The sequence below is a fragment of the Trabulsiella odontotermitis genome (genome assembly GCF_001297775.1).
In the GTDB taxonomy this organism is placed as follows: domain Bacteria; phylum Pseudomonadota; class Gammaproteobacteria; order Enterobacterales; family Enterobacteriaceae; genus Trabulsiella; species Trabulsiella odontotermitis.
Window position 1 is genome coordinate 296,834 of the sequence record NZ_LIFX01000001.1, and the last position, 14,264, is coordinate 311,097.

General features: G+C 57.5%; 15 protein-coding genes. 6 read left to right on the forward strand and 9 right to left on the reverse strand.

What is annotated here, in order from left to right:
* Window positions 1–75: 75 nt before the first annotated feature.
* Both AOY23_RS01365 and fabR read right to left on the reverse strand, forming a co-directional pair.
* Window positions 76–435 (reverse strand): YijD family membrane protein, encoded by a 360-nt coding sequence (locus AOY23_RS01365; RefSeq protein ID WP_054178062.1) that lies wholly within the window; start codon window positions 433–435, stop codon window positions 76–78.
* Window positions 435–1,085 (reverse strand): HTH-type transcriptional repressor FabR, encoded by a 651-nt coding sequence (gene fabR, locus AOY23_RS01370; protein WP_038161157.1) that lies wholly within the window; start codon window positions 1,083–1,085, stop codon window positions 435–437. The genes AOY23_RS01365 and fabR overlap by 1 nt, the downstream gene beginning before the upstream one ends.
* Before the next feature lie 197 nt (window positions 1,086–1,282).
* Here fabR and sthA point away from each other — a divergent pair, with 197 nt between their 5' ends.
* A complete protein-coding gene (gene sthA / locus AOY23_RS01375; protein WP_054178063.1) occupies window positions 1,283–2,683 on the forward strand; it encodes a Si-specific NAD(P)(+) transhydrogenase in 1,401 nt (466 codons plus the stop codon).
* Here the strand turns inward: sthA and oxyR are convergent.
* From oxyR to argC, 4 genes are all read right to left on the reverse strand, one after another.
* Window positions 2,666–3,583, reverse strand: a complete 918-nt coding sequence (gene oxyR / locus AOY23_RS01380; protein ID WP_038161162.1) for a DNA-binding transcriptional regulator OxyR — start codon at window positions 3,581–3,583, stop codon at window positions 2,666–2,668. The genes sthA and oxyR overlap by 18 nt on opposite strands.
* Before the next feature lie 224 nt (window positions 3,584–3,807).
* Window positions 3,808–5,181 (reverse strand): argininosuccinate lyase, encoded by a 1,374-nt coding sequence (gene argH, locus AOY23_RS01385; RefSeq protein WP_054178064.1) that lies wholly within the window; start codon window positions 5,179–5,181, stop codon window positions 3,808–3,810.
* 73 nt (window positions 5,182–5,254) lie between these two features.
* Window positions 5,255–6,031, reverse strand: a complete 777-nt coding sequence (argB, locus tag AOY23_RS22440) for an acetylglutamate kinase (RefSeq protein WP_152958345.1) — start codon at window positions 6,029–6,031, stop codon at window positions 5,255–5,257.
* A gap of 9 nt (window positions 6,032–6,040) precedes the next feature.
* Window positions 6,041–7,045: an N-acetyl-gamma-glutamyl-phosphate reductase gene (argC, locus tag AOY23_RS22445; RefSeq protein ID WP_054178065.1), complete on the reverse strand. Its 1,005-nt coding sequence runs from the start codon at window positions 7,043–7,045 to the stop codon at window positions 6,041–6,043.
* Between the two features lie 88 nt (window positions 7,046–7,133).
* On the opposite strand from argC, the gene argE reads away from it, so the two are divergent.
* Window positions 7,134–8,285, forward strand: a complete 1,152-nt coding sequence (gene argE, locus AOY23_RS01400; protein ID WP_054178066.1) for an acetylornithine deacetylase — start codon at window positions 7,134–7,136, stop codon at window positions 8,283–8,285.
* Window positions 8,286–8,326: 41 nt separating this feature from the next.
* Here the strand turns inward: argE and AOY23_RS01405 are convergent, their stop codons facing one another.
* Both AOY23_RS01405 and AOY23_RS01410 read right to left on the reverse strand, forming a co-directional pair.
* A complete protein-coding gene (locus AOY23_RS01405) occupies window positions 8,327–8,797 on the reverse strand; it encodes a nuclear transport factor 2 family protein (protein ID WP_054178067.1) in 471 nt (156 codons plus the stop codon).
* A complete protein-coding gene (locus AOY23_RS01410) occupies window positions 8,790–9,425 on the reverse strand; it encodes a pyridoxamine 5'-phosphate oxidase family protein (protein WP_054178145.1) in 636 nt (211 codons plus the stop codon). The genes AOY23_RS01405 and AOY23_RS01410 overlap by 8 nt, the downstream gene beginning before the upstream one ends.
* Before the next feature lie 109 nt (window positions 9,426–9,534).
* On the opposite strand from AOY23_RS01410, the gene AOY23_RS01415 reads away from it, so the two are divergent.
* Window positions 9,535–10,422, forward strand: a complete 888-nt coding sequence (locus AOY23_RS01415; protein WP_054178068.1) for a LysR substrate-binding domain-containing protein — start codon at window positions 9,535–9,537, stop codon at window positions 10,420–10,422.
* A 22-nt stretch (window positions 10,423–10,444) separates the two neighbouring features.
* On the opposite strand, the gene AOY23_RS01420 is transcribed toward AOY23_RS01415, so the two are convergent.
* Window positions 10,445–10,861, reverse strand: coding sequence for a GNAT family N-acetyltransferase (locus AOY23_RS01420; protein WP_054178069.1), 417 nt, complete (start codon window positions 10,859–10,861; stop codon window positions 10,445–10,447).
* Window positions 10,862–10,928: 67 nt separating this feature from the next.
* On the opposite strand from AOY23_RS01420, the gene murQ reads away from it, so the two are divergent.
* The 3 genes from murQ (at window position 10,929) to AOY23_RS01435 (ending at window position 14,262) form a co-directional block, all read left to right on the forward strand.
* Window positions 10,929–11,831 (forward strand): N-acetylmuramic acid 6-phosphate etherase, encoded by a 903-nt coding sequence (gene murQ, locus AOY23_RS01425; protein ID WP_054178070.1) that lies wholly within the window; start codon window positions 10,929–10,931, stop codon window positions 11,829–11,831.
* Between the two features lie 21 nt (window positions 11,832–11,852).
* Window positions 11,853–13,289: a PTS N-acetylmuramic acid transporter subunit IIBC gene (gene murP, locus AOY23_RS01430; RefSeq protein WP_054178071.1), complete on the forward strand. Its 1,437-nt coding sequence runs from the start codon at window positions 11,853–11,855 to the stop codon at window positions 13,287–13,289.
* Window positions 13,290–13,356: 67 nt separating this feature from the next.
* A complete protein-coding gene (locus tag AOY23_RS01435; protein WP_054178072.1) occupies window positions 13,357–14,262 on the forward strand; it encodes an EamA family transporter in 906 nt (301 codons plus the stop codon).
* Window positions 14,263–14,264 lie beyond the last annotated feature (2 nt).

Below are 14,264 nucleotides of genomic sequence, written 5' to 3' on the forward strand. Positions count from 1 at the left end.
AAAAGATTTGCTATAACCGGAGGGCATAAATCAGAGAAATAAAAACCCCCGGCGGCGTCACGGGGGTTTTCAGAGCTATTCGGAGATGTCGTCTTTACGGCTGCGCAGGCGGAAACCAATCCAGAACACCATCACCACCGACAGCACGGCAGGCAGGAAGTTGGAGCCGATATCCGGGTATTCTGCGCGCACGACGGTGCTGTAAAGCAGCACGCCGAGGATGAAAAAAGCCGCGGCCAGACCCGGCAGGCCGACCGGCATGGTGCGGTTCTGATAGCGTTGATGCAGGCAGTAAGCCGCCAGCAGCAGCGAGATAATCGGGAAGATGGAGAAAGGCACAATAGCGCTGAAAACCGCTGAGAATGTACCGTTGATCGATAAGCCGGCAACCAGGGCCAGCAAGAGCGTACCTTTATCCTGCACTGACTGTTTCATTACTTTTCCTTCACCTGGTCGGAATGATGTGAACTCTTTTCCTGCTCCCGGCGATACCAGTAATACGCGCCTTTGGAGATCATCCGCAGCTGTAAAACCAGTCGCTCTTCTAATTGCCGACGCTGTTCCGCGCCAACATCCAGCGCCTCCGCGCCTGCGCTGAACACGATGGTGACCATCGCTTCAGCCTGTGCTTCGGTAAAGGCACGTGGCATATGGTTTTCGATTTCCAGATAGTCCGCGAGTTCCGCAATAAAGTGCTGAATTTCACGCGCGACGGCGGCACGAAACGCGGGGGATGTTCCGGAACGTTCACGCAACAATAAGCGGAAGGCGTTAGGGTTATTGCTAATAAATTCCATAAATGTAGAGACGGACGTGCGGATCACGCTGCCGCCTTTAGCAATGCGTTGACGCGCCTGCCGCATCAACTGGCGCAGCATCAGACCGCTCTCATCGACCATCGTCAACCCAAGCTCGTCCACGTCGCGAAAGTGACGATAGAAAGAGGTTGGCGCAATCCCTGCCTCGCGCGCCACTTCGCGCAGGCTGAGGCTTGCGAAACTGCGCTCTGCGCTTAACTGACTAAATGCGGCTTCGACCAGCGAACGCCGGGTTTTCTCTTTTTGTTGCGCTCTTACGCCCATCACGATGTCTGAATCCTTCCAAAGGCCCTGCTGGCACTATACCAGAGAATAACGCTACGTGATTCGCACTGCTTTGTGAATGATTGTTTACGCGCTGATTGTGCTTTCGCGTGGTAAAAAAGCACAACGATAATTGGGTTATCGCGCTGATGATGTTATTATTCTGTTGCTTTTATGTATAAGAACAGGTAAGCCTTACCATGCCACATTCCTACGATTACGATGCAATTGTGATAGGTTCCGGCCCCGGCGGCGAAGGTGCTGCAATGGGTCTGGTAAAACAGGGAGCCCGTGTCGCCGTTATTGAGCGTTATCATAACGTCGGCGGCGGTTGTACTCACTGGGGGACTATCCCGTCGAAAGCGCTGCGACACGCAGTCAGCCGCATCATCGAATTTAACCAGAACCCCCTCTACAGCGATCACACCCGACTCCTCCGTTCTTCTTTTGCCGATATCCTCAATCACGCCGACAGCGTCATTAATCAGCAAACACAGATGCGGCAAGGCTTTTATGAGCGCAACCACTGCGAGATTTTGCAGGGCAACGCCCATTTCATTGACGAACACACCCTGGCGCTGGAGTGCCACGACGGCTCCGTCGAAACGGTCACTGCCGAGAAATTTGTTATCGCCTGCGGCTCACGCCCCTATCACCCGAACGATGTCGATTTTTCGCATTCGCGCATTTATGACAGCGACTCTATTCTGTCGCTGCACCACGAACCACGCCACGTGATTATTTACGGTGCCGGGGTGATTGGCTGCGAATATGCGTCTATCTTCCGCGGAATGAGCGTGAAAGTGGATCTGATCAACACCCGCGACCGCCTGCTGGCGTTTCTCGATCAGGAGATGTCGGATTCCCTCTCTTATCACTTCTGGAACAGCGGCGTGGTGATTCGCCACAACGAAGAGTACGAGAAAATCGAAGGGACGGATGACGGCGTCATCATGCACCTGAAGTCCGGGAAAAAACTGAAAGCCGACTGCCTGCTGTACGCCAACGGACGCACCGGTAACACCGACTCGCTGGCGCTGGAAAACATCGGTCTGGAAGCGGACAGCCGCGGTCAGCTGAAGGTCAACAGCATGTACCAGACCGCGCTGCCGCACATCTACGCGGTGGGCGACGTAATTGGCTACCCGAGCCTCGCCTCGGCGGCATACGATCAGGGCCGCATTGCCGCGCAGGCGATGATCAAAGGCGAAGCCACCGCGCACCTGGTGGAAGACATTCCCACCGGCATCTACACCATCCCGGAAATCAGCTCTGTCGGCAAAACCGAACAGCAACTGACGGCGATGAAAGTGCCGTATGAGGTCGGACGCGCGCAGTTTAAGCATCTGGCGCGGGCGCAAATTGTCGGGATGAACGTCGGGACGCTAAAAATTCTCTTCCACCGTGAAACGAAAGAGATCCTGGGCATTCACTGCTTTGGTGAGCGCGCGGCCGAGATTATTCACATCGGTCAGGCGATTATGGAGCAGAAAGGTGGTGGCAACACCATTGAGTACTTCGTTAACACCACCTTCAACTACCCGACCATGGCGGAAGCCTATCGGGTAGCGGCGCTGAACGGCTTAAACCGCCTCTTTTAACGGCTTGTCGAAATGGCCATCCATCGCACCACGGATGGCCTCTGCCAGCTGCTCATAGCGGCTGCGCAGCGGTGATCCCGGACGGTAGACCAGACCCACCGTACGTTTCGGTTCCGGCTTAATGCACGGCAGATAAATCACGCCGTCGCGTTTGCGCTCCTGCGGCACGGCCAGTGCAGGCAGCAGCGTGATACCACTCCCGGCGGCCACCATGTTGCGCAGCGTTTCCAGGCTGGTGGCGCGGAAATGCGTGTCTTCGTCAGCACCCGCTTCAAAACAGAACCCCATCGCCTGATCGCGCAGGCAGTGCCCGTCTTCCAGCATCAACAGCTTTTCACCAGCCAGATCGGACATGGCGACACGATCACGATTCGCCCACGGGTGATCTTCGTAGATAGCCAACAGCATCGGCTCATCAAACAGCGGGACTTCAATAAACGCTTCACTCTCTTTGACCAGCGCCAGGATGGCACAGTCGAGTTTACCGCTGTCCAGTTGCGCCAGCAGTTGATGTGTTTGCGCTTCGTGGAGGTACATTTCGAGCTTCGGGAAGGTCTGGTGCAGCATCGGGATAATATGCGGCAACAGATAGGGACCGACGGTAGGTATCAGGCCAATATGCAACGGCCCGGACATGGTTTCTCCCTGCTGGCTCGCCATCTCCTTGAGCACTTTGACCTCACGCAGCACAGTCCGCGCCTGATCCACCAGCAGCAAGCCTGCCTGGGTGAACAGCACTTTACGACTGGTGCGTTCCAGCAGCATCACACCCAGCTCATCTTCCAGCTTACGAATCTGCCCGCTCAGGGTGGGCTGGCTGACGTGGCAGGAATCTGCGGCACGGCGAAAATGGCGGTGTTCGGCTAACGCTACCAGGTATTCAAGATCACGAATATTCATTATTCATCCTCCATCGCCATGATAGTTCATGGCGATAGGTAGCATAGCAACGAACGATTATCCCTATCAAGCTTTCTGTTCAATAATACACCCAGAAACGAAGCGGTATCTCGTTAACCCTTGAAGCCACCGCCGTTCGGAGAGTTTCGCACTGTTTCTCTCAAATAACTAAAGCCAACGTGAACTTTTGCGGACCCCGTGGTCCGCTTTTTTTTGCCTGCACGCTACACCAGACGCGCTTTTGCCGCGGCAATCGCCTGCGCTACTTGCGTCGGTGAGACGCCGCCTTTTGCCGCACGCTTGTCGAGACAGGACTGCAGCGACAGGATTGGGTAGACATCGTCGCCAATCACGCTGCTGAATTTTTGCAGATCCGCCAGCGCCAGCGCTTCCAGGGGCTTGCCCTGACCAATCGCCTCAACCACCGCTTCGCCCACAATGTGGTGTGCTTCGCGGAACGGTACACCTTTCGCCACCAGGTAATCTGCCAGTTCAGTGGCATTCGCATAACCCTGCTGCGCCGCTTCCTGGCAACGTGGACGCTTCACCTGAATGCCGTCCAGCACCAGCGCCGCCATATGCAGGCAATCGAGCCAGGTATCGAGCGCATCGAACAGCCCCTCTTTGTCTTCCTGCATATCTTTGTTGTAGGCCAGCGGCAGCCCTTTCAGCGTCATCATCATGCCGGTCAGCGCGCCCTGCACGCGACCGCATTTACCGCGGATGAGCTCCAGCGCATCCGGGTTTTTCTTCTGCGGCATCAGCGACGAACCGGAAGTCACACGGTCAGACAGCTCAACAAACCCGGCTTCGCCAGAGTTAAAGAAAATCAGATCTTCTGCAAAACGCGACAGATGCACCATGCCGATGGACGCGTCAGACAGCAGCTCCAGCACATGGTCGCGATCAGAAACGCTGTCGAGACTGTTGCGGGTCGCCGAGGCGAAACCGAGCCAGCCCGCCAGTTGTTCGCGGTCGATTTCATACGCCGTTCCCGCCAGCGCGCCGCAGCCCAGCGGGCTGACATCCAGACGCTTCAGCGCGTCCTGCAGGCGGCTTTCATCACGCGCCAGCATTTCGACATAGGCCAGGCACCAGTGCGCAAAGGTCACCGGCTGGGCGCGTTGCAGGTGCGTGTAGCCCGGCATCACCGCGTCCTGATTGTTCTGCGCCGTGTCCACCAGCGCGCTTTGCAACTGGCGGTTCGCCGTCAGCAATTCGCCAACGGTATCTTTGCACCACAGTTTGAGATCGGTGGCAACCTGGTCATTACGGCTACGACCGGTGTGCAGTTTCTTACCCAACTGACCGACTTTATCGATGAGTTTCCCTTCCACCCAGCTGTGAATATCTTCCGCGTCGCTGTCGAGGATTTGCTGCGGGTTCGCCTGGACCTCTTCCAGCAGCACGTTCAGCGCCGCTTCCAGTTGCTGCTGCTCGTCTGCGGTCAGCACACCCACCGTCACCAGCGCTTTCGACCAGGCCACAGAGCCAACGATATCCTGCTCCGCCAGGCGATAGTCAAAGCGCAAAGAGTCGTTGAACTGTTTGAACCGTTGATCTGCTGCCTGAGTAAAACGCCCGCCCCAAAGTGCCATAACTTGCTTCCTTTAATCGTGAGTTTCGCCCGGTGGCGCTGTGCTTACCGGGCCTACAGATATGCAATAAATCTTACGCCAGAATACGTGTGCCAATCGGCGTGCCGTTAAACAGCGCCGGGAGCTGGTCCGCATGCCGCCACGAGGCGATATCCACCGGGCGGCCCAGGGTACGGGCCGCATCCAGCGCCGCATTCACTTTTACAATCATACCGTCGGTGATAATACCCTGGTCAATCAATTGTTCCGCTTTGGCCGCCGTCATTTCGGCGATGCGCTGGCCTTTGCCGTCCAGAATACCGCTGACGTCCGACAACAGGATAAGATCCGCGCCCAGCGTTGCCGCCAGCGCCGTCGCCGCCTGATCAGCATTGACGTTCATCAGGTGCCCTTCGTCAGTGACGCCAATAGAGCTGACCACCGGCAGGAAACCGCCATTAAGCAACAAGGTAATCAGCTCAGGCGAACCGGCCTGCGCCAGTCCAACATGACCAAGCGCTTCATCGAGCTGGGTCACTTTTACACTATCGCCATCGCCAAGATAGAGACCAACAGACGGAATATGGTGTTTCTTCGCCCACGCCAGCAGCGTTTTGTTTGCCGTTCCCGCCAGCGCGCCGGTGATGATGTCAATCTGATCAGCAGGCGTGACGCGCAGGCCGTTTTTCTTTTTCACCGGCAGGTTGAGCTGTTTCATCAACTCATCCACCACACAACCACCACCGTGAACGATAACCAGCGGGCGCTGATGAGATTCACGATAATTAACCAGCGCGGTAAACAGGCGCTCCAGCGCCTCTTCACTATCCAGCAGTACACCACCGAGTTTGATAATTAAAGGATTCATCATCATCACACCTTAAAGAAGAGACTGCGTTTCGGGGTAGCCGAAACGAATGTTTGCGCACTGCACCGCCTGAGCCGCAGCGCCTTTCAGCAGATTATCTTCCGCTGCCACGATAATCAGATGTTCGCCATCCACCGCATAACCGATATCGCAGAACGGCAGCCCTTCGACACCTTTCAGCGCCGGGACGCCAGTGTCATACAGGCGCACCAGCGGTTTACTGGCATACGCCTGCTGATAGAGTTCCGCAATGTGCGCGCGGGTCACGCCTGCGTTCAGACGACAGGTGATGGTTTCGAGGATCCCGCGCTTAAAGTTACCCAGATGCGGCGTGAAAATCACCTCTGCGCCCAGATGGGTGGTGATTTCCGGATGATGGCGATGATTAAAAATGCCGTACGGCTGCAGGCTCACTTCGCAGAAACTGTTGGACATCGCGGCTTTTCGCCCCGCGCCACTGACGCCACTGGTGGCGTTGATCACCGGCCACTGGTTCAGATTGAGCACCCCGGCATCAATCAATGGTTTCAGCGCCAGTTGCGCCGCCGTCGGATAACAACCCGGCACCGCAATCAGGTTCGCCTCTTTCACCGCATCGGCGTTCCACTCCGCCAGCCCGTAGGCCGCCTGCGCCAGCCATTCCGGGTGCTGATGAGTGAAACCGTAGAATTTTTCATAGAAGGCGGCATCGTTGACGCGAAACGCCCCTGAGAGATCGAACACCACGCAACCGGCCGCCAGGAACTGCGGTGCCAGATCGTGGCTGACTTCATGCGCGGTGGCGAGAAACACCACGTCCACGCCACCGCTGAATTCGCTGATGTCTGACATCGGCTGCAATGGCAGATCCACCACGCCTTTCAGCTGCGGATGCAAATCAGATATTAACTTTCCTGCATCATTGCTTTGCGCTGAGACCGTCAAAGCGGTTATGTTCATATGCGGATGACGATTTATGTAACCCACCAGCTCAGCACCTGCATAACCGCTGGCGCCTACAATCAGCGTATTCAACATCGGGTTCCTTTAAGCTCAACGATAATGTATTTTTATTCACTAATTTTGCATGAATATTGATACTATCATGACCTGAGGTGTGTCAACAATGAAAAACGATTTACCGCCATTTCTCGAGATTTATCGCGCGTTAATCGCTACTCCTTCAATCAGCGCAACGGAAGAAGCGCTCGATCAGAGTAATGCGACTTTAATCAATCTGCTGGCCGACTGGTTCGCCTCTATCGGGTTCAACGTCGAGATACAGCCGGTGCCGGGAACGCGCAATAAATTCAACCTGCTGGCCAGTACCGGCAGCGGCGCAGGCGGACTGTTACTCACAGGACACACAGATACCGTCCCCTTTGACGACGGACGCTGGACGCGCGATCCCTTTACCCTGACCGAACATGACAACAAGCTCTACGGTCTCGGTACCGCTGACATGAAAGGCTTTTTTGCCTTTATTCTTGATGCCCTGCGTGACGTTGACGTGACGCAACTGAAAAAACCGCTCTACATTCTGGCGACCGCCGACGAAGAGACCAGCATGGCGGGGGCGCGTTATTTTGCCGAAACCACCGCCCTGCGCCCGGACTGCGCCATCATCGGCGAGCCAACCTCGCTGCAACCGGTTCGCGCCCATAAAGGCCATATCTCCACCGCCGTGCGTGTGCTCGGCCAGTCGGGTCATTCCAGTGATCCGGCGCGCGGGGTGAATGCTATTGAACTGATGCACGACGCCATCGGCCATATTCTGCACCTGCGCGATGATCTGAAATCGCGTTATCACTACGATGCTTTCACCGTGCCATATCCGACGCTCAACCTCGGTGCCATTCACGGCGGTGATGCATCAAACCGTATTTGCGCCTGCTGTGAGCTGCATATGGATATTCGCCCGCTGCCGGGCATGACGCTGGCAGATTTAAACGGCCTGCTGAATGAGGCGCTGGCGCCGGTCAGCGAACGCTGGCCGGGCAGGCTGACGGTGTCGGAACTGCACCCGCCGATCCCCGGTTATGAATGCCCGCCGGACCATCAGCTGGTGCAGGTGGTGGAAAAGCTGCTCGGGACGCATACCGACGTGGTGAACTACTGTACCGAAGCGCCGTTTATTCAGACCCGCTGTCCGACGCTGGTGCTCGGCCCCGGCTCTATTAATCAGGCGCATCAGCCGGATGAATATCTCGAAACCCGTTTTATCAAACCCACCCGCGAGCTGATCACCCAGGTGGTGCATCACTTTTGCTGGCATTAATCGCCCGCCCTTTCTCTGCGGGGAAAGGGCGGCATGACGATTTACAGCCCGAGGTCGCTTAACCCCGGATGGTCGTCAGGGCGGCGGCCCTGCGGCCAGTGGAACAGGCGCTCGCTGTCGGTAATCGGTAAATCGTTGATGCTGGCGAAGCGCTTGCGCATCAGGCCGTTCTCGTCAAATTCCCAGTTCTCGTTGCCGTAGGAGCGGAACCAGTTGCCGCTGTCGTCGTGCCATTCATAGGCAAAACGCACGGCGATACGGTTATCGCTGTAGGCCCAGATTTCTTTAATCAGGCGATATTCCTGTTCGCGGCGCCATTTGCGGGCGAGGAATTCGACAATCTCCGCGCGCCCTGTGACGAAATCGCTGCGGTTGCGCCAGACGCTGTCCGGCGAATACGCCAGCGACACTTTCTGCGGATCGCGGCTGTTCCAGCCATCTTCGGCGGCACGCACTTTCTGGATAGCGCTCTCCCGCGTAAACGGCGGCAGCGGCGGTCGTTGTTCAGACATGATCTTCTCCCTTCGATGTTAATTTCTCTTTGAGTTGCTGGTTTTCGTGTTCCAGCTCCGCGATGCGTGTTTGCAGCGTCTGGCTGTATTCAGCCACCTGCTGCGTGGTGTAGCGCGGCGTGATGTGCTGCGGACAGTTCCAGTCAAACGCCATCAGGTGAAACAGATACACCCGTTCAATGCGGGCGCGATAGTCAGGCAGCGTCACCTGTGCCAGCAGTTCCGGTGCCGCTTCCGGCACGAACACCTCAACGGTGGCATAGATTTTCAGCCTGGCACGGCGTGGGTAATCCATCAAAAACAAACAGGCGCGATCACTGCCACGCAGATTCCCGCTGGTAATGTATTGCCGGTTACCGCTGAAATCGGCCATCGCCAGCGTTTTGTCGTCAATCATCCGCAGAAACCCTGCGGGCCCGCCACGATGCTGAAGGTACGGCCAGCCACTTTGCGACACCGTTGCCATGTAAAAACTGTCGCGACTGGCGATCATCGCTTCTTCACTGGCAGTAAACCGGTCGGACGTCCGTCCGGGACGCGGGTGCTGCCACAGCGCATCGCTGCCCATTTCATGCTGAACGTCCATTACGTCCGGTGTCATGGCGATGTCGAGAAATCCCAGGGCCATCATTCACCTCTGCATCACGTTGCTGTCTTCTGTCGCGATGATGGACTCTGCCAGCACAAATGATAATACTGAGAGTTCAGCAAACATCTTTCCGAAAAACGGGAGAATCATGGATCGTCTGGAAGCCATGGCGCTACTGGTGAAGGTCAGCGAACTGGGTAGCATGTCGGCGGCGGCGCGGGCGCTGAATACGCCGTTAACCACTGTCAGCCGCAACATTGCCGAGCTGGAAAACCGTCTCGGCGTACGCCTGCTGACGCGCACCACCCGCAAACTTACGCTGACGGATGCCGGTGTGGATTACGTCGCGGCTGCGCAACGCATTCTGGAAGAGGTGGAAAACGCCGAACGGCGCGCCACAGGGGAATATCAGGAACCGAAAGGGGAACTGGCGATCAGCGCCCCGACGATGTTTGGTCGCCTGTATGTGCTGCCGGTGGTGACGGAGTTTCTCGCCCGCTACCCGCAAATCACCCTTCGCCTGCTGCTGAGCGACCGCAACGTCGACCTGATTGGCGAACATGTCGATCTCGCGGTGCGCATCGGCCAGTTGCCGGACAGCTCCATGGTGGCGACCCGCGCGGGGGAGATGCGTATCGTCACCTGCGCCAGCCCGGCGTTGCTGGAAAAGTACGGTACCCCCGCCAGGCCGGAAGCCCTCGCCACGCTGCCGTACATTCGTATTGAATCGCCGATGCCGTTCAGCTACTGGCGCTCGCAGGAACAGCGCCCGGCGCTCTCCGTCACCAACCCGGAAGCCGCCGCCGACGCCGCCCGGCTGGGCGCAGGCGTGGCGAGACTGCTGCATTATCAGGCCATCGAAGGGCTGCGGCGCGGTGAGCTGTCGCTGATCCTCGACGCTTTCGAGCCACCACCAGTACCGGTGCATCTGCTCTACGCCTCGCGCGATCTCACACCGCTGAAGTTACGCAAATTCATCGATTTCGCGGCGCCCGCGCTGCGCCTCGCGCTCCAGCAGATTGCCCGCACGGCTTAGTGATGGGTTAGGGGATCGGCGGCTAAAGCGCCTTCGACAGGTAGTGGCGCTGAATACCCTTCACGGGAAAATCGTCCAGTGTCATTTGCAACTGATAACCCTTTTTTTGATAAAACGGCAGTGCCTGGAAGCTGAAAGTATCCACCAGCGCGTGAAGGCAACCCCTCTCGCGTGCTTCGTCCTCCGCCGCTTGCATGATCTGGCTCCCCAGACCGCTGCCTCTTTCCTCGTCACTGACCCACAAATAGTCAATGCTCAGCCAGTCACCCCGGCATTTGGCAATCAACCCACCCGTCATTTTGCCACTGTCATCGCGGGCATATACCGCCAGCTCACCCCAGCCGATGCCACCAATAAACGGGCGGTTATACTCCTTTAGCCCGGCGAGCAATTCATTCTGATCAGCTTCAGTAATCGTTTCTGTAATAATTAATTCCATTCACTCCTCCGTAATTTGGAATATAATATTCCTTAGAAAGACACAGGTGCATGAAAACGAGGTAAAAATGAGTATTGACCTGAGTAAGTTACTGACCGAACGCCGCAACAGCAACAGCGCTGACATCGACACGCTCTCCACCGAAGCGATGCTGGCGGTGATCAACCACGAAGACCAGCAGGTGCCACACGCCATTACTCCTTATCTGCCGCAGATCGCGCAGGTGGTTGATCGCGTTGCCGCAGCGATTCAGGCAGGCGGGCGTCTGATTTACATCGGCGCGGGTACGTCCGGGCGACTGGGCATTCTTGACGCCAGCGAATGCCCGCCGACGTTTGGTACGCGCCCGGAGCAGGTGGTGGGGCTGATTGCTGGCGGGCATAAAGCCATTCTCAGCGCAGTGGAAAACGTTGAGGACAACAAAGCGCAGGGCGCTGCCGATCTGCAGGCCATCCAGTTCAGCGAGCGCGATGTGCTGGTGGGGCTGGCCGCCAGCGGGCGCACGCCGTACGTCATCGGCGCGATGGAATTCGCGAAAACCTGCAACGCCTTCGTGGCGATTGTCAGTTGCAACCCGCACGGCAAAATGGCGCAACTGGCGGACGTCGCTATCACCCCGGTGGTCGGCCCGGAAGTGGTTACCGGCTCCACACGCCTGAAAGCAGGCACCGCGCAGAAACTGGTGCTAAACATGATTTCCACGGGCGCCATGATCCGCGTCGGTAAGGTCTACAGCAACCTGATGGTAGATGTGGAAGCGACCAACGCGAAACTAATTGAGCGCCAGGTCTCCATTGTAATGGAAGCCACCGAATGCTCGCGCGACACGGCGCAACAGGCGCTGGCCGCCTGCGGTCGTCACTGCAAAACCGCCATCGTGATGGTGCTGGCGAATCTCAGTGCCGACGAGGCACGTACTCTGCTGGCCGAGAATCACGGCTATATCCGTCAGGCGCTGAAACACGCCTGAACTCCACACAGGACATCATGAATGGCGAAAATAACACAAGAGATGATAGCCCGGATCCTGTCCCACGTGGGCGGTGCCGGAAACGTGGCGCAGGCCGGGAACTGCATGACGCGTCTGCGTCTGACGCTGCGCAATGACAGCCAGGCCGACGTGGCCGCCATCCGCCAGATCGACGGCGTGCTGGGGGTGATTGTCAGCGATGAGCAATTCCAGGTAGTGCTCGGCCCCGGTAAGGCCCACACCGCGGCGGAGATGATGAACCAGTTGCTCGACGCCGCGCCCGCAGCCGACAACCCGTCACTGCAGGAGATGGCGGCCGCCAAAAAGCAGGAGTTGAAAGGCAAGCAAACCAGCAGCGTACAGAAATTTCTGGCGAAGTTCGCCACCATCTTCACGCCGTTAATTCCCGGGTTTATCGCCGTCGGGCTGCTGCTCGGCTTTGCGACGCTGGCCGAGCAGATGTTCGTGCTGGAAAACGCACATCCCAACGCCACGCTGGTGGCGCTGATCGGTTATATGAAAGTATTCAGCAAGGGTATGTTTACCTTTCTGAGCATTCTGATTGGCTATAACGCGCAGAAAGCCTTCGGCGGCTCCGGCGTCAACGGGGCGATCATCGCGTCGCTGTTTGTCCTTGGCTACAACCCGGACGCCACCAGCGGTTTCTACTCGGGCATTTCAACGTTCTTCGGTCACGGCATCGATCCGCGCGGCAACATCATCGGCGTGCTGATCGCCTCCATGCTGGGTGCATGGGTGGAAAAACGGGTGCGCAGCGTCATCCCTGCCAACCTCGATATGATCCTTACCTCCGCCATCACGCTGCTGATCATGGGCGCCATCACCTTTATCGTTATCATGCCGCTCGGTGGTTATCTGTTTACCGGCATGTCGTGGCTGTTCCTGCATCTTAATGGCAACCCGTTCGGATCAGCGGTACTGGCAGGGCTGTTCCTGCTGGCCGTGATGTTCGGCGTGCATCAGGGGTTTGTGCCTGTCTATTTTGCGCTCATGGACGCCCAGGGTTTCAACTCGCTGTTCACCATTCTGGCGATGGCGGGCGCGGGGCAGGTCGGCGCGGCGCTGGCGCTCTTTTTCCGGGCAAAGAAAGGCGCGTTGCTGCGTACACAAATTAAAGGGGCGATCATCCCCGGTTTCCTCGGCATTGGCGAACCGCTGATTTACGGCGTGACGCTGCCGCGCATGAAACCGTTCGTCACCGCCTGTTTGGGCGGCGCCTGCGGCGGATTCTTCATCGGTATGGTGGCGTGGATGGGTCTGCCGGTGGGGCTGAATACGGTCTTTGGCCCGTCGGGTCTGGTGGCGCTGCCACTGATGACCTCCGGCCACGGCATTTTCGCCGGCATGGCGGTGTACGCGGCGGGGCTTTGTGTGGCCTATCTCTGCGGCTTTGCCCTGACCTGGCTGTTTGGCAGCAAGGATGTGGATTTAAGCTGATGCCGAAATCCCTGTGCTATGATGTCCTCCGACGCAAAAAGTGAGAGAAAACAGCGAAGAGGACATCATGGGCTCCAGCAGAAAAGGGATGATGAACGTGCTGATCGCCGCCATTTTGTGGGGCAGTTCAGGCGTTTGTGCGCAGTACATCATGGAACAGAGCCAGATGTCGTCGGGGTTTCTGACCATGACGCGCCTGCTGTTTGCGGGCACTATCCTGTTAACGTTGTCTTTTGTTCACGGCGACAAGATTTTCGCCGTTTTCCGTCACCGTAAAGACGCCCTGAACCTGCTGATTTTCACGCTGGTGGGGGCACTGACGGTGCAACTGACCTTCCTGCTGACCATCGAAAAATCCAACGCCGCGACCGCCACCGTGCTGCAGTTTCTCTCGCCGACAATCATTGTCGCGTGGTTTGCGCTGGCGAAACGCGTACGTCCGGGCGTGCTGGTGATGATCGCGATTCTGACGTCACTTATCGGCACGTTTTTACTGGTCACTCATGGTAACCCGACATCGCTCTCTATCTCCGCGGCGGCGCTGTTCTGGGGGATTGCTTCCGCGTTTGCCGCGGCGTTTTACACCACCTTTCCGTCAACGCTTATCGCCCGCTACGGCACACTGCCAATCGTCGGCTGGAGCATGCTGCTTGGCGGCATCGTGTTGTTGCCGTTTTACGCCGCGCAGGGGGCGCACGTCGCTATCACCGGTAATCTGGTGCTGGCCTTTTTCTACTTCGTGGTGATCGGCACCGCCCTGACCTTCAGCCTGTATCTGAAAGGCGCGCAGCTGATTGGCGGGCCAAAAGCCAGCATTCTGAGCTGTACGGAGCCGCTGAGCAGCGCGCTGCTTTCCCTGCTGCTGTTGGGCGTGACCTTTACGCTGCTCGACTGGCTCGGCACGTTGTTGATCCTCTCCTCGGTGATCCTGATTTCGCTGGATTCGCGCCGAAGAGTGAAACCGGGGCTGTAAGC